Annotated in this window: 20 protein-coding genes; 12 read left to right on the top strand and 8 right to left on the bottom strand. The window is 69.4% G+C overall.

The window, feature by feature from the left end:
* The first annotated feature begins 4 nt into the window (after positions 1–4).
* On the top strand, positions 5–628 hold the full coding sequence (gene pdxH / locus EV648_RS29545; RefSeq protein WP_132298600.1) for a pyridoxamine 5'-phosphate oxidase: 624 nt from the start codon (positions 5–7) through the stop codon (positions 626–628).
* Here the strand turns inward: pdxH and EV648_RS29540 are convergent.
* Positions 625–2,799 carry an MMPL family transporter gene (locus EV648_RS29540; protein WP_132298400.1) on the bottom strand — a complete coding sequence of 725 codons (2,175 nt, stop codon included), beginning with the start codon at positions 2,797–2,799 and terminating at the stop codon, positions 625–627. The two genes, pdxH and EV648_RS29540, sit on opposite strands and share 4 nt — an antisense overlap.
* Positions 2,800–2,947: 148 nt before the next feature.
* On the opposite strand from EV648_RS29540, the gene EV648_RS29535 reads away from it, so the two are divergent.
* From EV648_RS29535 to EV648_RS29515, 5 genes are all read left to right on the top strand, one after another.
* Entirely contained in the window at positions 2,948–3,673 is a 726-nt protein-coding gene (locus EV648_RS29535; protein ID WP_241995701.1) for a TetR/AcrR family transcriptional regulator, read from the top strand.
* Between the two features lie 312 nt (positions 3,674–3,985).
* Complete coding sequence (locus tag EV648_RS29530) at positions 3,986–4,279, top strand: hypothetical protein (protein WP_132298398.1); 294 nt, start codon at positions 3,986–3,988, stop codon at positions 4,277–4,279.
* A gap of 66 nt (positions 4,280–4,345) precedes the next feature.
* Positions 4,346–4,972: a CGNR zinc finger domain-containing protein gene (locus EV648_RS29525; RefSeq protein WP_132298397.1), complete on the top strand. Its 627-nt coding sequence runs from the start codon at positions 4,346–4,348 to the stop codon at positions 4,970–4,972.
* A gap of 119 nt (positions 4,973–5,091) precedes the next feature.
* Positions 5,092–5,706 carry an RNA polymerase sigma factor gene (locus EV648_RS29520; RefSeq protein WP_199234891.1) on the top strand — a complete coding sequence of 205 codons (615 nt, stop codon included), beginning with the start codon at positions 5,092–5,094 and terminating at the stop codon, positions 5,704–5,706.
* Complete coding sequence (locus tag EV648_RS29515) at positions 5,699–6,718, top strand: CU044_5270 family protein (RefSeq protein ID WP_132298396.1); 1,020 nt, start codon at positions 5,699–5,701, stop codon at positions 6,716–6,718. The genes EV648_RS29520 and EV648_RS29515 overlap by 8 nt, the downstream gene beginning before the upstream one ends.
* A gap of 1 nt (position 6,719) precedes the next feature.
* On the opposite strand, the gene EV648_RS29510 is transcribed toward EV648_RS29515, so the two are convergent.
* Complete coding sequence (locus EV648_RS29510; RefSeq protein WP_132298395.1) at positions 6,720–7,961, bottom strand: MFS transporter; 1,242 nt, start codon at positions 7,959–7,961, stop codon at positions 6,720–6,722.
* The gene (locus EV648_RS29505; protein WP_132298394.1) at positions 7,958–9,244 is read right to left on the bottom strand and encodes an ATP-grasp domain-containing protein; all 1,287 of its coding nucleotides are present in this window, start codon (positions 9,242–9,244) and stop codon (positions 7,958–7,960) included. The genes EV648_RS29510 and EV648_RS29505 overlap by 4 nt, the downstream gene beginning before the upstream one ends.
* 461 nt (positions 9,245–9,705) lie before the next feature.
* Between EV648_RS29505 and EV648_RS29500 the strand changes: the two genes are divergently transcribed.
* Positions 9,706–10,512: a hypothetical protein gene (locus EV648_RS29500; RefSeq protein WP_241995700.1), complete on the top strand. Its 807-nt coding sequence runs from the start codon at positions 9,706–9,708 to the stop codon at positions 10,510–10,512.
* A gap of 45 nt (positions 10,513–10,557) precedes the next feature.
* Here EV648_RS29500 and EV648_RS29495 read toward each other — a convergent pair whose 3' ends face one another.
* Entirely contained in the window at positions 10,558–11,328 is a 771-nt protein-coding gene (locus EV648_RS29495; RefSeq protein ID WP_132298392.1) for a hypothetical protein, read from the bottom strand.
* A 225-nt stretch (positions 11,329–11,553) separates the two neighbouring features.
* On the opposite strand from EV648_RS29495, the gene EV648_RS29490 reads away from it, so the two are divergent.
* The 5 genes from EV648_RS29490 (at position 11,554) to EV648_RS29470 (ending at position 16,134) form a co-directional block, all read left to right on the top strand.
* Positions 11,554–12,180 (top strand): TetR family transcriptional regulator, encoded by a 627-nt coding sequence (locus EV648_RS29490; protein WP_132298391.1) that lies wholly within the window; start codon positions 11,554–11,556, stop codon positions 12,178–12,180.
* A 109-nt stretch (positions 12,181–12,289) separates the two neighbouring features.
* Positions 12,290–13,243 carry an ROK family protein gene (locus EV648_RS29485; protein ID WP_241995699.1) on the top strand — a complete coding sequence of 318 codons (954 nt, stop codon included), beginning with the start codon at positions 12,290–12,292 and terminating at the stop codon, positions 13,241–13,243.
* Positions 13,240–14,370 carry an N-acetylglucosamine-6-phosphate deacetylase gene (gene nagA / locus EV648_RS29480; protein ID WP_132298390.1) on the top strand — a complete coding sequence of 377 codons (1,131 nt, stop codon included), beginning with the start codon at positions 13,240–13,242 and terminating at the stop codon, positions 14,368–14,370. Before EV648_RS29485 ends, nagA begins: the two co-directional genes overlap by 4 nt.
* Positions 14,358–15,278 (top strand): 1-phosphofructokinase family hexose kinase, encoded by a 921-nt coding sequence (locus EV648_RS29475; RefSeq protein WP_132298389.1) that lies wholly within the window; start codon positions 14,358–14,360, stop codon positions 15,276–15,278. Before nagA ends, EV648_RS29475 begins: the two co-directional genes overlap by 13 nt.
* Positions 15,279–15,297: 19 nt before the next feature.
* Entirely contained in the window at positions 15,298–16,134 is an 837-nt protein-coding gene (locus tag EV648_RS29470; RefSeq protein WP_132298388.1) for a class II fructose-bisphosphate aldolase, read from the top strand.
* A 7-nt stretch (positions 16,135–16,141) separates the two neighbouring features.
* Here the strand turns inward: EV648_RS29470 and EV648_RS29465 are convergent, their stop codons facing one another.
* From EV648_RS29465 to EV648_RS29450, 4 genes are all read right to left on the bottom strand, one after another.
* Entirely contained in the window at positions 16,142–17,194 is a 1,053-nt protein-coding gene (locus EV648_RS29465) for an ABC transporter permease subunit (protein ID WP_132298387.1), read from the bottom strand.
* Positions 17,191–18,081 (bottom strand): ABC transporter ATP-binding protein, encoded by an 891-nt coding sequence (locus EV648_RS29460; RefSeq protein ID WP_132298386.1) that lies wholly within the window; start codon positions 18,079–18,081, stop codon positions 17,191–17,193. Before EV648_RS29460 ends, EV648_RS29465 begins: the two co-directional genes overlap by 4 nt.
* Positions 18,078–18,470, bottom strand: coding sequence for a GntR family transcriptional regulator (locus EV648_RS29455; protein WP_199234890.1), 393 nt, complete (start codon positions 18,468–18,470; stop codon positions 18,078–18,080). The genes EV648_RS29460 and EV648_RS29455 overlap by 4 nt, the downstream gene beginning before the upstream one ends.
* 136 nt (positions 18,471–18,606) lie before the next feature.
* Positions 18,607–19,920: a deoxyribodipyrimidine photo-lyase gene (locus EV648_RS29450; protein WP_132298384.1), complete on the bottom strand. Its 1,314-nt coding sequence runs from the start codon at positions 19,918–19,920 to the stop codon at positions 18,607–18,609.
* Between the last annotated feature and the right edge of the window lie 96 nt (positions 19,921–20,016).

Raw genomic sequence — 20,016 nt, 5'->3', positions numbered from 1 at the left:
AGAGATGCGGCAGACCTACGGCCTCGGTGAACTGCTCGAGAGCCAGGTGGACGCCGACCCGATCGCGCAGTTCGGCCTGTGGCTGGCGCAGGCCACCGAGGCCGGGCTGCCCGAGCCGAACGCGCTGGTGCTTGCCACTGCGGACCCGGACGGGAAGCCCTCGGCCCGGACCGTCCTGCTGAAGGGACTCGACGAGCGCGGCTTCGTCTTCTTCACCAACCAGCAGTCCCGCAAGGCCGACGACCTCGCCGCGAACCCGTACTGCGCACTCGTCTTCCCCTGGCACGCGATGGAGCGTCAGGTCCGCGTCGAGGGCAGCGTGAGCAAGGTCCCTGCCGACGAGGTCGACGCGTACTTCGCATCCCGTCCGCGGGGTTCGCAGCTCGGCGCCTGGGCGTCCCAGCAGAGCCAGCCGGTGGAGTCCCGGGAGGAGCTCGACCTGCAGTACGCGTCGTACGAGCGGCAGTGGCCGGAGGGTACCGAGATCTCGGCGCCGTACTTCTGGGGTGGGTACCGGGTCCGGCCCGAGGTGTTCGAGTTCTGGCAGGGCCGCACCGGCCGCCTCCACGACCGCCTCGCCTACTACCGCGCGGACGACGGGTGGCGGCTGGTGCGACTCCAGCCCTAGACCCGCGTGAGCTCGGGCTCCGGCTGCTGCTCCTGGACCGGCCCGGTCTCCCGGAAGCCGTGGCGCTGCCACCACCGCGCGAGCGGCGCGGGCGCCCACCAGTTGGCGCGACCGAGCAACCGCATCGTCGCCGGGACCAACAGCGCCCGGACGACGGTGGCGTCGATGGTGATCGCGATCACCAGGCCGATGCCGATCATCTTCACGAACACGATGCCCGAGGTGGCGAACGCGCCCACCACGATGATCAGCAGTAGCGCCGCGCTGGTGATGATGCCGCCGGTGCGTTGCAGGCCGAGCGCGACGGCCCGGGTGTTGTCGCCGGTCCGGTCGTACTCCTCGCGGATCCGGCTGAGCAGGAAGACCTCGTAGTCCATCGACAACCCGAACAGGACGGCGAACAGCAGCACCGGGTTGGTCGCGTCGAGGAAGCCGGCCGGAGTGAAGTCGAGCAGGCCGGACAGGTTGCCGTCCTGGAAGATCCACACCATCGCGCCGAACGACGCCGACAGCGACAGCACGTTCATCAGCAGCGCCTTGGCCGGCAGCACGATGGAGCCGAAGGCAACGAACAGCAGGGCGAACGTCACCAGCACGATGAACCCGGCCATCCACGGCACTCGCTGACCGAGCACATGCAGCAGATCCACCAACGCCGCCGTGTCGCCACCCGCCTCGACCGACGTACCGGCCGGAGGAGTCACAGCCCGAACGCCATTGACTACCTCGCGAGCCGGCAACTCCTGCGAGGTGTAGTGCGTGTGCACGACCACCGAGGCCACGCCGTCTTCGTAACCGCCCAGCCACACACTTTCGACGCCGGGCACCCGCTCCAGCTCAGCGATGTAGGGCGCGAGCGCGGCCGCGGGATCCGCCGCGGACAACCGAGCAGCCACCAGTACGTCGGAACCGCCCGCGCCGGCGAAGTCGCTCTGCAAGGTCTCGGTGACCGTACGGCTGTCGGCGCCGGCTGGTAGCGCCCGGTGGTCCACTCCGCCCAGTTGCGCCTGCAGGAAGGGAATTCCGAGCACGAGCAGCAGCGGGACCAGCACCACGACGTACCGGATCGGACGCTTCATCACGCTGTGCGCGAGCTTGTACCAAGCCCCGTGTTCGGTCGAACCGAGGCCGCCGCCACGCTTGAGGAAGGGCAGCCTGAGGTTGTTCACCCGATGCCCCAGTACCGCGAGCAGTGCGGGCAACGCCGTCAGCGCCGCGATCATGGCGACCAGCACCGCCGCGGCCCCGCCGTACGCCATCGAGCGCAGGAACATCACCGGGAACAGCACCAGGCTGGCGATCGCGACGCCCACGGTGACGCCGGAGAAGGCGACCGTACGGCCGGCCGTGCTCATCGTCACCGTCAGGGCCGTCTCGACATCATTGCCGAGGGCAAGTTGTTCGCGGAACCGGGTGACGATGAACAACGCGTAGTCGATCGCCAGGCCGAGCCCGATCATCGTCACGATGTTGATCGAGAACACCGACACGTCGGTGAACGTGGTCAGCGCCCGCAGTACGACGAAAGCGCCGAGGATCGCCAGACCGCCGACGAACAGGGGCAGACTCGCCGCGACCAGACCACCGAAGACCACCACGAGCAGCACCAGCACGATCGGCAGCGAGATGGTCTCCGCCTGCACGATGTCGTGCTCGGTCTGCGTGTTCACCTCGTCGAACACCGCCACCTCGCCGCCCACCTTGACGTCGAGCCCGGCCGGCGCCTGGCGGACCTGGTCGGCGATCTTGTGGAAGGTGGCCAGCCGCTCCTCGGGATCAGCCCCGGCCAGCGTCAGTACGGCGTACGTCGAGTGCTGGTCCTTCGACACGAAAGCGGGGGAGCGGGTGCTCCAGAAGGTCGTGGTGCGCAGTACCTCGTCGGTCGGCAGGCCGGACAGGTGGCTCTCGACGGTCTGCCGGAAGGCGGGGTCGGCCAAGGTCCGCGAGTCGCTGCGGTAGAGCACGATCACGTCGGTGCCGGTCCGCCCGACGGTCTGCTCGATCGTGCGGACGGCGCGGTACGCCTCGGTGTCGGGCGCCTCGAAGCCGCCGTTCGCCAGCGAGCCGAAGACGCCGGTGCCCCAGGCGATCGCGGCGACCACGAAAACGCCCGTCAGAGCGAGAACCAGGTGGCGGCGCCGGTAGTTGAACCGGCCGAGTGTCTCGAACACGTAGTCTCCCCAAGGGCGTACATTGAACAGTGGTCGCTTTGGTGAACACCGTTAACAGTTAACGGTGTAAACTCTAAACGGCCCTAGGCTCTGCCTGTCAAGTGGCTTTGGTGCGGATCACGGACGACCGGTCCGAGGGAAGGTGCGAGTGGACCTCAGTACGACGGGGACCCGGCGGGACCGGCAGCGGGCCGCGACGGTCGCCGAGATCAAGGCGGCGGCGCGCAAGCTCCTGGTCGAGGGCGGCGCGTCCGCGGTCGGCCTGCGCGCGGTCGCCCGCGAGCTCGGCCTCAGCGCCCCCGCGCTGTACCGGTACTTCGCCAGCCACGAGGACCTGATCTCCGCCGTCATCGCCGACCTGTACGACGAGCTCACCGCGGTACTGGTGGCTCTGCGGGACGAGGACGCGGAGGCCGATCTGGGTACTCGGCTGTTCCTGGTCGCCGGGGGACTGCGGGACTGGGCGCTGGCGCATCCGGCCGAGTTCGGGCTGCTCTTCGGCGCTCCGGTGCCGAATCCGCTGGCCGACGGGCACGAGCTGACCCCGAACCACCAGGCGGCGATGCGATTCGGCGCCGTCTTCAAGGACCTGGTCGCGCAGGTGTGGCACCAGCAGCCGTTCCCGAGCCCGTCCGACGAGTCGCTCGGGCCGGAACTGGTCGCGCAGTTGCAGCAGAAGTCGGAGTACTTCGACGGGATGCCGGCCGGCGCGGTCTACCTGGCGCTGAACTACTGGACCCGGCTCTACGGCCTGATCTGCATGGAGGTCTTCGGCCAGCTGCATTGGGCGCTCGAGGACGCCGGCGCCTACTTCCAGGCGCAGCTCTACGAGATCGGCGAGGCGCTGGGCCTGGACTGCCCGCTGCCGGAGTGAGCCGGTCGCTCAGGAGAGCGGGCAAAAAAAAGAGACCCGCGGGCGCTTCCGGAGACACGGCCGGGTGGCCGAACTCTGGGTCAGGCGGACTTTCCTGACTACCCGCGGGCCCGGTGGCTGGCGTCGGAATGACTAGCCACTTGCCCACTGAATAAGTGGTTGGCGGTTAGCCCGCCGCCACCTCACGAGTCCGATAGCACATCATGCTTTGGACCACCTCCCTTCACGTGTACTCAAAACTTACGTCGGGGCCGGGCCACGTTCAACCGGTTTTCGCCGACAGATGAACGCCGCCCGTGATCCCATGGAGGCATGGTGCTCAGGCTCGGACTTCCCGTCATCGTGCTGCTGGTAGGAACCGCCTGGTTCGCGTGGTCGTGGTACCGCCGGGCGGTCGTCGCGGAGCAGGCCGTGGCCGACCTGAACAGCGAGACGAAGGCGCTGCTGCGGGAGGTCCGGTCGCTCGAGAAGGCGGTCGCGGCTGCCGAGCAGGGGCTCCGTACGCTCAGCTCGCATCCGTCGGTACCGCGTGACGTCGCGGTCACCGCCGACCTGACTCTCGCCGACATCCGGCGACTCACCGAAGGCAAGGAGCTCGACCGCTGATGGCAAGGCTGGGGATCCCGCAGAATGGGAACGTGAGCACCCCGACCCAGACGCCCCGCTGATCCCGTGTCCGCGCTGCCGTCACACCTCGAGTTGGTGCAGGGCGTCGTGCTGCCCAAACCGGTCGGCGCGGACCCGGCGCTGGACTTCCTGAACACCCGCTCCGACTTCGCCGGACGAGGACCCGCACGGAGCGAGTGGCTCACGTCGTACGAGGCGTTCGTGATCTGGAACGGGTACGTCGGTCTGCTCTCCGACGCCAGCGTCTTCCGGCTGATCGAGCAGGCCGCGGTCAAGCCGAAGGACGCGGCACATCGTTTCGACGCGACCCTGGAATTCCGCGCCGACCTGTACGACGTACTGACGGACGCCGGCGCGGGTGGTTCGTTCGACGCAGTAGCGCGCGCGGTGGAACGAGCCACCGCGCGCCGCCGCCTCACCGCAGTACCGGCTGTCGGCCTAGGTTTTGGGGCTGGTTGGGATCTGCCAGAGGACCTGGGGTTGCCTTTGGACCAACTGGCTCTCCTCGCCGCGGACCTGCTCACCGGCGCCTCCCGCGACCACGTCCACCTCTGCCCGGGCGACGCCTGCGGCTGGCTCTTCCTGGACCCCCGAGGCCGCCGCCGCTGGTGCTCCATGTCCACCTGCGGCAACCGCTCCAAAGTCCGAGCCCACGCCGCCCGCACCCGCTAACACCTGGTACTCCGCCCCACGCGCCTCCTGCGTCACGTCGTACCGTCTAGTCTGCGGTCTCGGGTGCGCCGGTCTGGAGTCGGCGTGAACGTCTGGGGAGCGTTCGGGCAATCAGGGGTATGACCGTGACCGATACGACCGAGTCCGTGGCCGGCGACCGGCCACCGCCCGAACCGATGGGGGACCGGCCCCAGCTGACCGGACCAGCGGTGGCCGACGAGTTCGCGCGGCTGTTCGACCAGCACGCCGCGCCGATGCACCGTTACCTGGCCCGCAGGGTCGGTGCCGAGCAGGCCCACGACCTGGTCAGCGAGACGTTCCTGACCGCGTTCCGGCAGCGTGACACCTACGACCCGGCGACGGCCGCCGCGAAGGCCTGGCTCTACGGGATCGCGACCAACCTCGCCCGGCGATACGTCCGTCAGGAGGTTCGCGGGCTGCGGGCCACCGTCCGGGCCGGCCGCCGCGAACCCGACGACCTGGCCGCGCACGACGGCCGCGTCGCCGAGCGGGTGGATGCCCAGACGCTCGCCCGCCGGATCGCCCCTGCGATCGCGGACCTGTCCGAGGGCGATCGCGACGTACTGCTGCTGACGTCGTGGGCGGGTCTGTCCACCGTCGAGGTGGCTGACGCACTCGGGATCCCGGTCGGGACCGTGCGCTCCCGCCTGCACCGCGTCCGCCGCCAGCTCCGCATCCTGACCACGCCCGAGGAGGGGTACGACCATGACTGATCTTCGATCCAGCGATGACCTGGACCGCGCACTCTCCGCACTCCACGCCGACGCCGAGACCGATTCGGCGCGCATCCAGCAGACCAGGGCCGCATTCCTCGACGCCGTGGGGCAGACGCCCGTCAAGAAGCGCGGCTCGCGGCGCCGGTGGGTGATCGCGGCCGCGGCAGCGTTGGCACTCGTGGCCGGCGGATCGCTCTACACGACGACGCTGGCCGGCGGCTCGGCGGAGGCCAAGGTCGAGCTGGACGATGCCGCGCAGCGGATCGCAGCGACCCCAGATCCGGTCGTGGCGCCGGGCAAGTACCGCTACCTGGTCTGGCACGTCTGGAACACGAACTACACGGAGACTCCCGGCGGAGGTCTGAGGGTCCTGGAAGAGACGGTGATCGAGGTCTGGGTGCCGGCGAACATCCGCGGTACGTGGTACCGGCGCGACACCGACACCGGGCGCCACCAGTGGATCAAGGGTTCCAACGAGGAAGCCCGCAAGGCCGGCATCAGCTTCGGCCGGTCGACCACGACGTCATCGGCCCGGTGCGGCGCCTTCGACGGGGGCGGGCCGTGCGCCAAGAACGGCAGCTGGCAGGACCCGTCGCTCGACTGGATCGCAGGACTGCCCAAGGACCCGAAGGCGCTGTTCGAGCAGCTGAAGAAGGACGGCACGATCCAGGGCAACGACCGCGGAGAAACCGAGCTGCTCGTCAAGGCCCAGGACGCCCTCCGGACCGGCATGCTCCCCGCCGACGTCCGGGCCACCCTGTACCGCGCCCTCGGCAACCTGGAGAACCTGAAGATCTCCGACAAGGCAGCCAACCTCGACGGCCAGATCGGCATCGCCTACAGCAGCGACGACGGCTCCTCTCGCGAGGAAATCGTCATCGACCCCAAAACCGGCGCCTACATCGGCTCCCGCGAGGTCGCCACCTCCGGCCGCAACCGAGGCCACGTCCTCTCCTACAGCTCCTTCACGACCTCCATCGCACCCGCCCCCTGGAAAACCCCCCGCTGACTCACACCGATGGGCCCGGCACCAGCCGGGCCCATCGGCGTGGCAGGCAGAGCTGGGCGGCCATGAGCCCGGACGCGGCGACCAGGGACCACAGTGCCCATGGGCCGATCGCGTACACGGCGCCGCCGATGAGCGGTCCGGCGCCCGTACCGATCGTGTACGCGGCGCCGTACAACCCCTGGTAGCGCCCGGCCATCCGCGGCGGAGTCAGACTTCCCAGGTAGGCCATGGCGACGGAGCTGGACATCATCTCGCCGAGCGTCCAGATCAGCACCGTCGCCGACAGCAGGACCATGCCGTTCATGAACCCGGTCAGCGCGAGACCGGCACCGATGAGCAGGTTGCCGATGGCAAGTACGTACTCCGGCCGGTACCGCGAGACTGCGCCGGTGGTGGGCAGTTCCAGCACCAACACCACCAGACCGTTGAGTCCGATGAGGAGACCGAAGTCGCGTGCGCCCAGACCCACGTCGCTGACGTGCAGGGGCAGGCCGACGGTGGACTGGATGTAGACGAACTCGCCGACCACGGTCATCAGCAGGAATCGCACCAGAGCGCGGTCGGCGAGCGCCTGCCGGTACCCCACTGCCCGGTCCGCCTGCGTGTCCGCGTCGTCCTGGTCGGACCGCGGCTGGGGCGCATCCCGCAGCAGCACCGCCACGACCACGCCGAACAGCAGGCACGCGGCGGCGTTGCCCAGGAAGAGCGCCACATAGGAGGTGCTGGCCAGCACACCGCCGATGACGCCGCCCAGGGCAGCGCCGATGTTCATCGCGAACCGGAACACCGCGAAGGCGGCGAGCCGTTGCTGGTTGGTCGTCACGGAGTCGAGCAGCACCGCGGCCGCGGCCGGCCGGTAGATCTGCGACGTCACGCCGATGAGACCGACCACCGCGACGAGGATCGGGAGCCCTCCGAGGGACGGCACGATCGCCGTCAGCGCGGCGGTGGGCACAGCGGACGCCACGATGGTCCATCGCCGGCCGATCTTGTCGGCGAGGTAGCCACCGACGGCGTTGCCGAGCACGTTGCCCAGACCGGACACGCCCAGCACCAACCCCGCGGCACCGGCGGAATAGCCGCGCCCGATCAGGTAGAGCACGATGAACACGGGCAGGAAGTTGCCGACCCGGTTGACCAGGATGCCGAGACTGACGATCCACACCCGGCCGGGCAGGCTGCGCAGCGCGTCGCGGAATCGCGGCTCGTCGACGCCCGACCGGTCCGGCATAGCGGTGCTCACGCGACGGGCTCCGTGCGCACGTGGATCGCCGCGGCCAGCCGCCTGCCGTGGGCGATCGCTTCGGTGGCCGTGGCGCCACGGGCGATGACGTGACCGACCTTGTCCTCGTTCCAGGTCAGTGGTGGTACGTCGTCGCCCGGCTCCACGTCCAGTTGAAGGTCGACGAACGCCGGGTCCGCGCGTACGGCGTCGACGCCGGTCACCTCCACGACCCGTCCGGGCTCCGGCGTGAGGAACCGGACGGCCGCTCCGCCCTGAGGCTCGGGCGACGTGGTCAGCGGTTCCACCAGGCCGAACCCGGCGCCCAGCGCGTAGCGCTCCATGTCGACGCCGTAGGCGATCTCGGCCAGTTCGTTGATCCGGTCACCGCCGATGCGGTTGTGCGACTCGACGATCCGCGGGCCGCGCGAGGTCAGCTTGACCTCGGTGTGCCCGGGCCCGTTGCGCAGCCCCACCGCGTCGAGGAAGTCCGTCACCAACCGCGTGACCTCGCGCAGCGTCTCGGCCGAGCAGCCGCTGGGCTGCGAATGTCCGATCTCGACGAAACCGGGGCCGCCGGTCTCCTTGTCGGTCACCGCGACGACCACATGCCGACCGTCGAAGGTCAGGGTCTCCACGCTGATCTCCGGGCCGTCCAGGAACTCCTCCATGAGGAACTCGTCGAAGGATTCGGCATCGGACAGGTCGCCGATCGCCCAATGCCCGTCGTCGAGGGATCGGTACCGTTCGGCGACGACCTCGACGTCGCCTCGGTCGCGGACGCGGAAGACCCCCAGGCTGCCCGATTCGCGGATCGGCTTGACGATGATCGGGAGCCCGTGCGCCTGAACGAACTCCCGAACGTCCCGCGCGGAACGGCCGACCGCGGAGGCCACCGGGCTGATGCCCCTCGCGGCCAGATGCCGGCGCATCCGCCACTTGTCCAGCAGCAGTTCCACGGTGGCGACGGACTCGCCGCCGAGGCCGAGCGCCTCGTTGATCCGCGCCGTCGGCAGCAGCCCGAGCTCGGACAGCGACACGGCCACCTGGAACGGGTACGCCTCGTGCAACGCCCGGACCAGCGGCAGGAGCCGGTCGATGTCGCCGTAGTCGAGCAGCAGCGCCTGATCGACGTACGGCCAGTGGCCGTGGTCATACGCGTCCGGGAACTGGGCGTGAACCACGTCCAGGCCGAGCTCCCGGGCCTTGCGCACATGCTTGAGCTTGCCGCCGACCACCAGAATGCGAGGCCGTCCGGTGGCGACCGCCGGGACCTCTGCCTTGACCGAGTCGGTCGTGAACATCTGGTGCTCCTCGTGTCTGCCGGCTCCCTGCCGAGACCCCGAATCTGCTCGTCTGAGGTGGACCCGCACATCGGAATTCCTCCCTATCCCTGGCTCTGAAGGGGTCCTAGGGAGTCAGCGGATCGGTCCCGGCGGGCGATGCGGATCGTTGCCACGAGCCCCATTCATTTCGGGGAGTAGTCACCGTCACGGACTCCCCGCCCACAGACTGCTGCAACTTCGGTCAGGGTCGGTGCATCTAGCTGAGTAGACCGGTTGCTGGGGCTTGGAGTCCGCAACGTCGTGCAGCTCGGTCTAGGAGAGGTTGCGACGTGAACGGAAGGCGAAGGACCGTCAGGCGTAGTACGGGAGTTGTCAGTGCGGCGGCGTTTGTCACCGCCGGCTTGATGCCCGGAGCCGCGGATGCTGTGCCTACCGTCAACACCACCGCAGAAGCTGCCTGCAAGGTCTCTCCTGGTGCCGTGACAGCTGGAGGCGACCACCGGGGCTTCACGATCACCGCGACGAAACCCATCGCGGCCACCGAGCACCAACGGCACCCCGATATCTACCCCGACGGGCTCGCTCGGCTGAGCGGCTACATGGTCGTCGATCCCACTGTGCAACAGGGTTATGGCGAGCGCGTCTACGGCTGGGTGGTGCTGGGCTCGTCGATGTACGGGAGCAGCTACTTCACCGACGGCAACGGCAAACTGGCCCCCGACACGGTCGAGCGCTGGTTGGTGGGTGGCGGTTGGGGGAACTTCGTTGCCTTCGAGACGAGCACCTGGATCCGGCCGGACCACACGGTGCGGACCAATCAGTACGGGCTTCGCAGTGACGGTGTGCTGTTCCGCTGGTCGGACATCGACCTGCGCGGGTGGACCGCGAAGGCGTCGTACCCGGGCTTCTCAGCGGTGAAGGCGATGGCCCTGATCAGTCAGACGGCCACCTATGACACGTTCCTCGCGACCACCAAGGGCGGGGCGCTGTACACCGTCCGCATCCCGATCAGCTCGCCGATGAAGCCTGTGGTGAAGGTCGTCCGCCGCTCCACCTGGCAGGCGCTCGACTCCTTGGTGATCGAGCGGTGTGGGCCGACCGGCACGCTGCTGCTCGGCATCGACAAGGACACCAAGGCGGGCTACCTGTACGCCGTCGGTCACGCCAAGGGGACTGCCACCGTGATCCAGAGCCTCGGCAAGGTCCCGACCACCTTGGACGACCCGATCTACTTCAGGCGAGGCGGCGAGCCCGATGACGGCCCGGTCTATCTGTTCGGCGAATAGCTGGACGCCTGGCCCGGCACCATCGGTCGCGCGGTGCCGGGCGGTTCAGCTGAAGAGCGCGGGGTCGACCAGGATCCAGGTGTGTTGGGCTCGGGCCAGGACTCGGCCGTCGGAGTCGTACAGGGTGCTGGCGGTGAGGGTTTTGCGGCCGTCTTCACTGAGGATCCGGCCCATCACCACGCACGCCTCGCCCGCGGGTGGTCTGGCGTCGATGCAGGCGCTCATCTGGCCCAGCACCGACGGGCGCCCCTCGAGGTCGATCGCCCAGCCGCCCGGGCAGTCCAGTGCCGCCCAGAGGAACACCGGGTCGACCAGTCCGTCCTCGGCGGCCAGGTCGGTCGACGGATGCCACGTGCACGCCGTGCGCCCGTCACCGAGCGGACCGGGCCGCAGCCGCAACCCCTCCGCGTTCTCGGGGCCGCAGACGAAGCATCCCGGGAAGGGATGGTTCGCGAGCCCCTTGTACTGCGCTTCCGCCGCGCGCGCCTCGTCCGGTCCGACCGGGTCGACCGTGGCGTGGTCCAAGGTGTCCGCGGCGACGGCGATCGCTTCGGCAACCACCCCCGAGGCGGCCGACGACTCAGTCGAAGCGATCGGCGACTCGACGCCGGCCAGCTGGGCGGAGTCCGAGGAGACCAGCAGGTCGAGGTCGACCTCCATCGGCGGCGGCACCATGAGGCGCACCCGGGGGACCGTTCCGTCGGCGGCGACCGCCGCCAGCGCGGTACCGACCTGGCCCGCGACGTACCCCCCGTTGCCTGACTGGGCGGGCCCCCTGAAGCGCGGTGCGATCCGCAGTACCTCTCGCGTGGTCATGGCCAACGACCCTAGCCTCCGCCGCCGATGTGGCCTCTTCCGGGCCGGAAAGACGCTGATGACCTGCGGAACGCCGGGATTCCCGTGTTTTCTCAGCTTCTTTGCAGATTTACAGCTCCCAACACTCTCATTCAAACGTCCGTTTGAACTATGCTGACTGCAGGCTACGGCGCGTAAGCAGGTGGGGTGCCTGAGCGAGCGGTGGCTGGGGGGAAGGAGAACTCTGTGGAAACACCCGTGGAATCAACCCGGGAAAGGCTGCTCAACATCGCCGAGCAGAGATTCGGCGAGGGTGGTTACGAAGGAACGTCGCTGCGGGCGATCACGGTCGCGGCCGCCGCGAACATCGCGGCGGTGAACTACCACTTCGGTTCGAAGGAGGCCCTGCTCCGGGCGGCGGTGGCGCGCGCGATGGCGCCGGTCAACACCGAGCGCCGGCGGCGACTGGACCAATTGGAGGCGAAGGGGCAGCCGACCGCCGAGCAACTGATCCGGGCCTTCATCGAGCCGGGTCTCGACCTCGTACTGCGCCGCGGTGAGCGCGGGCCGGTGGCCGCGAGGTTCATCGGCCGGGTCGCGTTCGACCCGAGCCAGCGGATCCGCGAGTTGTATGCGGCGGAGTCGGATCCGGTCGAGGCGCGGTACCTCACGGCGCTGCAGGCGGCGTTGCCGAGAGCGGCGCCGGAGTCGGTGGCGTTCGGGTACGTGAACATGCTGGGGTTGCTCGCCCTGCACCAGTCGCAGGCGCTGACCCGGGCGCCCGGCACCGAGGACGTGGAGGATCCGGGCAAACTGGCGGAGAACCTGATCGCCTTCCTGGTGGCCGCTTTCGACCGTGGGTTGCGCGCCTGAACACCGCCTTGCGCGCAGTGGTCCAGGGGGCACACTGGTCTTGTGGGAGCTGTCCGGAAAATGCTCACGGATGTTCGAACTGCCGGGTAACGCTGCATAATGGCGCTCTGTGGACCCCTGTGAAGTCGTGGTTGCCGTCGATCTCGGTGGAACCCGGATGAAGTGCGGCCTGGTCGCCGCCGACGGTGCCGTGTTGCACCGGGAGACCAGGCCGACACCCCGGGAGGCCGGGGGCCGCGCCGTGCTCGACGCGCTGCTCGAAACCGTCGTCGAACTGGGCCAGAAGGCCGCCGCCGACGGACACCGCGTGCGCGCGGTCGGCGTCGTCGTACCTGGCATCATCGACGCCGCGACCGGGACCGTCGGCGCGGAGAATCTGGCCTGGGTCGGTACGCCGGTCCTCGCCGAACTGAAGGAGTCCCTCGGCGAGGATCAGCAGGTGGTCCTCGCCCACGACGTACGCGCGGGTGGTTACGCGGAGCTGCGCCAGGGGGCCTTGAACGGCACCACGAACTCCCTCTTCCTCCCGCTCGGCACCGGCATCGCCGCGGCCATGGTGGTCGACGGCTCGCTGGTCAGCGGCGACGGGTACGCGGGGGAGCTCGGGCACACCCGCTTCGTCCACGGCGACACCGCCGAGCTCTGCGCCTGCGGCCAATGGGGCTGCCTCGAGACCGTGGCCTCCGCCGCCGCCCTGGCCCGACGGTACGGCGCACGCACAGGTCGCACGGTGGACGGCGCCCGCGAGGTGCTCGAACTGCTGGCGCAAGGTGACCCGGACGCGGCCGCCGTCTGGAGTGACGCGTTGGAGGCCCTGGTCGACGCGCTGGTCCTCTACACCACGTTGGTCGCGCCCACCCGCATCGCGATCGGCGGTGGGCTCGTCGGGGCCGGTGAGACCCTGCTGGCGCCGCTGCGTGAAGGTGTTGCTGCGCGGCTGACGTTTCAGCGCCGGCCGGAGATCGTGGCCGCGGTACTGGGCGAGGAGGCCGGGTGCCTCGGCGCGGCGCTGATGGCCTGGGATCGCGTGACTGCTGACGAGAGCGGAGAACAGACGGTATGACGACGTATCGGATGGCGCGGCTGGTCACGCCGGACGACGTGCTGGAGAACGCGTGGCTCCAGGTCTCGGACGGCGACATCCTCGCGTACGGCCGGCGGTCCGAGGGGATGCCGGCCGACGGACTGCGGCCGGAGGACCTCGGCGAGGTCACCGTGGTGCCCGGGTTCGTCGACATCCACACCCACGGCGGCGGCGGTGCGACGTACTCGACGACCGATCCGGAGGAGGCGCGCAAGGTCGCGGCCTTCCACGCCAAGCACGGCACCACCACGACGATGGCCAGCCTGGTCACCAGCCCGCTGGACGACCTCGTCTCGCAGACCGCCTGTCTGGCCGACCTGATCACCGACGGTGTGATCGCCGGGGTGCACCTGGAAGGGCCGTTCCTGTCCGAGGCGCGCTGCGGTGCGCACGAGCCGACGCTGCTGCGCGACCCGGTCGAGGGTGACGTGGCGAAGGTGCTCAGCGACGCCGTGAAGATGGTGACGATCGCGCCCGAACTGCCGAGCGGCCTGGACGCGATCCGCCAGGTGGTCGACGCAGGCGTGGTCGCGGCGCTCGGGCACACGGACGCGACGTACGACCAGATGATCGCCGGGGCGGACGCCGGCGCGACGGTGGCGACGCACCTGTTCAACGGGATGCGGCCGTTCCACCACCGCGACCCGGGCCCGGTCGGCGCCGCGCTGAACGACCCGCGGCTGCTGCTCGAGGTGATCAACGACGGCATGCACCTGGACCCGCAGGTGGTGCGGGTCGCGCTGGCCGCCGCCGGGGTCAACCGGATCGCGCTGATCACCGACGCGATGGTGGCCACCGGCATGCCCAACGGGAGGTACATGCTCGGCAGTCTGGAAGTGGACGTCACCGACGGGCTCGCGACGCTGGCCCACGGCAGCCACTCGATCGCCGGCAGCACGTTGACGATGGACGTCGCCTACGCCAACGCGGTCAAGGCGGGTGTCTCGCTGGTGGACGCGTCGCGGATGGCGTCGACCACGCCGGCCGAGACCTTCGGCTGGTACAACGTCGGCGGGATCGAGACCGGCAAGCGGGCCGACCTGGTCGTGCTGGACGAGGAGTACGCCGTCCGCAAGGTGATGCGGGCCGGCTCGTGGCTGGACTGATCGCGACCGTCACGCTGAACCTGGCGCTGGACGTCACGTACGGCGTCGACGAACTGGTGGTCGGTGGGAGTCACCGGGTCACCGACATCCGGCAGCGCGCGGGCGGCAAAGGCGTGAACGTCGCGCGGGTCGCGACCACCCTCGGGCACCAGGTGCTGGCGCTCGGATTCGTCGGCGGGGTGACCGGCGAGATCGTCGCGGAGGAGTTGTTCGACGCCGGCCTCACCGCTCTGCTGACGCCGATCGCGGCGGAGACCCGGCGAACCGTTGCCATCGTCAGCGGCGCGGACGGTGACGCCACCATCTTCAACGAGCTCGGCCCCGTCGTTTCCGCCGACGAATGGCGGGCCTTCCACGATCGGATGCCCTGGGCAAGGCTCGGTGTGCTTGCCTGCTCCGGCAGTCTGCCTCCTGGTCTGCCGGCCGATGCCTATGCGGAGCTGGCCGTTCGAGCCCGTCATCACGACGTGTTGTCCGTGATCGACGCCGGCGGCGATGCACTGGCGGCGGCTGCCAAGGCTGGTGCGGTGGTCCGCTCCAACGCCGCCGAACTCCGCGATGCCCTCGGCGATGTGGATGTCGAGGAAGGCGCACGGCAACTGGTCGAGCTGGGAGCCGCCGCTGCCGTCATCACCAACGGCGCTCGCGGGATGGTTGCCGCCAGCAAGCATGGTGCCTGGTGCGCGTTGCCGGTCGAGCAGGTCGCCGGCAACCCGACGGGCGCCGGAGACGCCTGTACTGCGGTAGTCGCCGCGGCTGTCGCAGAATCGCCCGAGCCGGACTGGGCCGTAGTACTGAAGTCGGCTGTGGCGGCGTCGGCCGCGGCCGTGCTGACACCGGTTGCCGGGGACATCGATCTCGCGGCGTACCGGCGCTGGCAGCCGCAGGTCGAAGTGCAGAGTCTCTAGTGAATTGAGGGAGTTCGTCATGCCGTTGGTATCCGGAGCCGAGGTCGTGCTGGGTGCGGCCAAGGACGGCCGTGGGGTCGGCGCGTTCAACGTGATCCAGCTGGAGCACGCGACCGCGCTGATCGCCGGTGCCGAACACGCCGGCGCGCCCGTCATCCTGCAGATCAGCGAGAACGCGGTGAGGTACCACGGCGCGCTCAAGCCGATCGGCGTCGCCACCCTGGCCGCCGCCTCGGCCGCGGTCGTCCCGGTCGTCGTGCACCTGGACCACGCGATGGACCGCGACCTGGTGACGGAGGCGGTGTCGCTCGGCTTCACCTCGGTGATGTACGACGCGTCGAAGCTGGACTACGAGGACAACGTCCGGGCGACCAGCGAGGTGACGGCGTTCTGCCACGAGCACGGGGTGTTCGTCGAGGCGGAGATCGGCGAGGTCGGTGGCAAGGACGGCGTCCACGCGCCCGGCGCTCGCACCCGTCCGGACGAGGCCCTCGCCTTCGCCGAGGCGACCGGCGTGGACGCGCTCGCCGTCGCGGTCGGTACCTCGCACGCCATGACGGAGCGGACGGCCGAGCTCGACTTCGAGCTGATCACCGCGCTGCGCTCCGCAGTACCGGTTCCCCTTGTCCTGCACGGTTCTTCGGGAGTCGCGGACGCGGACCTGACCCGCGCGGTCGAGGCCGGGATGACGAAGGTCAACATCGCCACCCACCTCAACAACGTCTTCACCGCCACCGTCCGCGAGGTGCTGGCCGACCATCCCAGCCTGGTGGACACCCGCAAGTACCTCGGCCCCGCCCGTACTGCGGTCGCGGCCGAGGTAGCTCGCCTGTTGACGGTGCTGAAAGCCGTCTAGCCGGGTACTAGGTCAGGTCGCGGCGGATCCGCCAGAAGCAGAAGCCACTCAGTGCGAGGGCCAGCACGAAGAACAGCCCGGCCTCCCGCCATTGCAGCCCCCAGAACCGGTCGGCAGGCTGGTAGCTGATCTGTTGCCGGTAGCCCTCGTCTGCCAGCCGCTGGAAGCAGGTGGACAGCGGGGGTCGTGACTGCGCCTCGGTAGCCGACGCGTTGGGCGGAGGCGGGCCGCACTCGGCGACCCAGTTCGGCAGGGTCTTCTGCACCTGACCGGCCGCGTTGACCGTGGTCTCGGACAGCTTCCAGTTGCCTTCGCCCGGCAGTTTCGCCTCGATCCGCATGACTACCGGATCCTCCTCAGGACCGGACAGCTGGAGCCCCCGCATGTTGTCCGTCGTCACGATCACGTTGGTCTTCACCGGCGTGATCAGGTGCGGCCGGAGCAGCACCGGCGAGAGGATCTGGATCGCGATCACGGCGGCCAGCGTGACGGCGATCGCGACGACGCTGCGCCGGATCACCAGCCCGAGCGCGACGCCCAGGGCGAACGCGAAGGCGGCATAGCCGATCGGCACGACGCCGCGGGCTCCGAAGACCGGCGGGAGCAGCCGTGGCACGTTGAACACACCGGCCGCCTGCCCGGCGTCGATCGCGTCATCGATCGGGTCGGACCACCAGGTGACCGCGAGGCTGAGCAGCCCGGTCAAGGCGATCGCGGACAGCCCGGTGAAGGCGAGCTTGGTGACGAGCCAGCGGGTCCGGCTGATGCTCTGGTTCCAGACCAGCCGATGGGTGCCCGCCTCCAGTTCGCGCGCGATCAACGGCGCGCCCCAGAAGGCGCCGATCACCGGCGGAGCGGCGTACACGAGGGCCTGGCCGGCCATGTACAGGTACTGGTTGATCCGGGCGAACTGGATCTGCTTCAGGAAGTCGTTCGGGTAGGTCTTGTAGTCGTCGAGCAGGCCGGGGCCGGTGACCGCCAGCAGGATGGCGAGCGCGGCGACCGCGCCGGCGACCACCAGCGCCTGTAGGCGGAACTGCCGCCAGGTGAGCCAGATCATCGCTGTACCTCCAGCACGGGCCGGTCGTTCTGCTTGGTCTGGCTGGAGCGGCCCATGTAGGCCAGCACCAGGTCTTCGAGGGTGAGCTGGGTGACCGTCCAGGCCGGGTCGAGGATCGGCTCGTCGGTGCGGATCAGCAAGGTGGACTGGCGATCGGTGTGGCTGACGGAGATCACGTGCTGGTTGTGCGGCAGTGACTTCTCGTCGCGGCGCGGACCGACCAACCGGTAGTGCGTGGCCAGCAGGGTCTCGATGTCACCGCTGACCTGGACGCGCGAATCGACCAGCACGACCAGGTAGTCGCAGGACCGCTCGACGTCGGAGACGAGGTGCGAGGACAGGACGACGCTGAGCTCCTGCTCGGCGACCGCCTCCATCAGGTCCTGCAGGAACTCCCTGCGGGCCAGCGGATCCAGGGCGGCGACCGGCTCGTCGAGGATCAGCAGCTCGGGACGTTTGGCGATGCCCAGAGTGAGGGCGAGCTGGGCGCGCTGGCCGCCGGAGAGCCGGCCGGCGCGCTGCTTGGGGTCGAGCCCGAGGCGCTGGATCCGGCCGTTGGCGAGCGTCTCGTCCCAGCCGGGATTGAGGTGGGCGCCGAGCTTGAGGTGGTCCGCGATGCTCAGCCGTGCGTAGGTGGGAGTGTCCTGGGCGACGAAGCCGATCCGGGCGAGCTGGCTGGTGCCCGCGGCGGAGCTCAGTACCTCGATCGAGCCGGTGGTCGGCGTGAGCATGCCGACGGCCAGGTTGAGCAGGGTGCTCTTACCGGCGCCGTTCGGGCCGACCAGCCCGACCACGCGGCCGGCCGGGAGGTCCAGCGTGCAGTCCGTCAGCGCCCAGCGGCGGCCGTATCTCTTGCCCAGTCCCTGGGCCTGCAAGGCGGCGGTCATGCTATGTCCTCCTGAGCGGCGGTCCGAAAGGTTGTCATGAACAACGCCTCGATGCTCTCGTCGTCGAGGCCGGCCTTGCGCGCCTTCGTCAGCCAGCGCTGCAGGTCCTGCCGCAGCGGTCCGTGCGCGGCCAGGCTGTGGTCGGTCAGCGTCCGCGTCACGAACGTCCCGACCCCGGGCCGTGCCGACACCAGCCCTTCGTGCTCCAGCTCCCGGTACGCCTTCAGCACCGTGTTCGGGTTGATCGCCAGCTGCCCGACCACGTCCTTCACCGTCGGCAGCTGGTCCCCCTGTCGCAACAACCCCAGCCGCAACGCGTTCCGCACCTGCTGAACGATCTGCTGATAAGGCGAAACCCCCGACCGCCCATCCAGATGGAACTCGATCATCCTCAACCCCATTCATCTAGTTAACTAGCACAATACGCCCATGGGGAAGCGTCCGGTCAAGAGCCGGATCGGTTGGGTGTGTGAGTGACCGCTGAAACAACTGCCCCCTGGAGTTGGGGACGTCCGGGCGCGGGGGTTAGCGGATTGCTGTGTAGCGGCGGAGGGATTCTGTGCGGGCTTCCGCGTGGTCGACGATCGGGGCGGGGTAGTCGGTGGGGGAGGGGGACTTCCATGGTTCGTGGGCGGTCCGGGCGGGGAGGCCGGCGAGTTCGGGGATCCAGCGGTGGATGTAGGTGGCGTCGGGGTCGAACTTCCTGCCCTGGGTGGTGGGGTTGAAGATGCGGAAGTACGGCGAGGCGTCGGCGCCGCAGCCGGCGACCCATTGCCAGTTCAGGGAGTTCGAGGCGAGATCGCCGTCGAGCAGGTTCCGCATGAACCAGCGGGCGCCGTGCTTCCAGTGCACATGAAGGTCCTTGACCAGGAAGGACGCGACCACCATCCGCACCCGGTTGTGCATGAACCCGGTCCGGGCCAGTTGCCGCATCCCCGCATCCACGATCGGAAACCCGGTCATTCCCTTGCACCAGGCATCGAACCCGTCACCCGGTTCGTCGTACTCCATCTTCTCGAACTCCGGCCGCAACGGCTTCCACGCCGCCTCCGGATACCGCGCCAGCAGATCCGCGCAGAACTCCCGCCACGCGAGTTCCCGCCGATACGCCTCGGCCCCGGCGCTTCGCTTGCGCGCCAGCTCCGCCAGCATCGTCCGCGGATGCACCTCGCCGTACTTCAACGGCACCGACATCCGTGAGGTGGAGTCCAGGTCCGGCCGGTCCCGCTCGTCGTCGTACGCCGCGACGCGGTCGAGGTACTCCGCCCAGTGCTTCCGCGCAGCCTCCTCGCCGGCACCCTCGACAGACCTCGTCGACGGCAGCGCGTCCCCGCGTCGGCCGATCCACTCGACCCGCGGCGGCGCATCCACCGGCTGCCGCCAGCCGTGCTCGAGCCACGCGCGGAAGTACGGCGTGAACACCTGGTACGACGACCCCTGCTGGTTCAGCACCCGCCCGGGCGCCACGGCGTACGGCGATCCCGTGGTGACGAGTGGACACCCCAGCGCGGCTTCGACCGCCTCGTCGCGGCGTTGTCCGTACGGCGCGTAGTCGGCGGCGGCGTGCACGCTGACCGCGCCGACCTCCGCCGCCAGTTCAGCGACAACCTCGGCCGGGTCGCCACGCCGTACGACGAGTTTGCCGCCCATCGAATCCGACAGCGCCTTCACCGAGGAGATCAGGTGCTCCCGGCGGGGAGCGCCCGCCTTGTCCCACAACGCGGGGTCGAGCACGAACAGCCCGGCCACCTCTCCGCCGCCGGCCGCCACCGCGTCCAGGAGAGCCGGATTGTCCGCCAGCCGGAGGTCGCGCCGGAACCACATCACCGCGGGAGCCATCACCCCATCCTGCTGGATGCACAACTTTGCCCCCGGGCGACGACCGAGGCTGACCTGGACAGGGATTGGGTGAGGCTTGCCTACATAGGTGAGAAT

This window comes from Kribbella sp. VKM Ac-2568 (assembly GCF_004345365.1).
Lineage (GTDB): Bacteria > Actinomycetota > Actinomycetes > Propionibacteriales > Kribbellaceae > Kribbella > Kribbella orskensis.
This window is presented reverse-complemented; position numbering and strand designations above follow the sequence as displayed.

Bases quoted from the DNA above. Each gene is read 5' to 3' on its own strand.
- pdxH (WP_132298600.1), top strand. From the start codon at position 5: ATGCGGCAGACCTACGGCCTCGGTGAACTGCTCGAGAGCCAGGTGGAC.
- EV648_RS29530 (WP_132298398.1), top strand. From the start codon at position 3,986: ATGGTGCTCAGGCTCGGACTTCCCGTCATCGTGCTGCTGGTAGGAACC.
- EV648_RS29520 (WP_199234891.1), top strand. From the start codon at position 5,092: ATGACCGTGACCGATACGACCGAGTCCGTGGCCGGCGACCGGCCACCG.
- EV648_RS29515 (WP_132298396.1), top strand. From the start codon at position 5,699: ATGACTGATCTTCGATCCAGCGATGACCTGGACCGCGCACTCTCCGCA.
- EV648_RS29505 (WP_132298394.1), bottom strand. From the start codon at position 9,244: ATGTTCACGACCGACTCGGTCAAGGCAGAGGTCCCGGCGGTCGCCACC.
- EV648_RS29495 (WP_132298392.1), bottom strand. From the start codon at position 11,328: ATGACCACGCGAGAGGTACTGCGGATCGCACCGCGCTTCAGGGGGCCC.
- nagA (WP_132298390.1), top strand. From the start codon at position 13,240: ATGACGACGTATCGGATGGCGCGGCTGGTCACGCCGGACGACGTGCTG.
- EV648_RS29470 (WP_132298388.1), top strand. From the start codon at position 15,298: ATGCCGTTGGTATCCGGAGCCGAGGTCGTGCTGGGTGCGGCCAAGGAC.
- EV648_RS29465 (WP_132298387.1), bottom strand. From the start codon at position 17,194: ATGATCTGGCTCACCTGGCGGCAGTTCCGCCTACAGGCGCTGGTGGTC.
- EV648_RS29460 (WP_132298386.1), bottom strand. From the start codon at position 18,081: ATGACCGCCGCCTTGCAGGCCCAGGGACTGGGCAAGAGATACGGCCGC.
- EV648_RS29455 (WP_199234890.1), bottom strand. From the start codon at position 18,470: ATGATCGAGTTCCATCTGGATGGGCGGTCGGGGGTTTCGCCTTATCAG.
- EV648_RS29450 (WP_132298384.1), bottom strand. From the start codon at position 19,920: ATGGCTCCCGCGGTGATGTGGTTCCGGCGCGACCTCCGGCTGGCGGAC.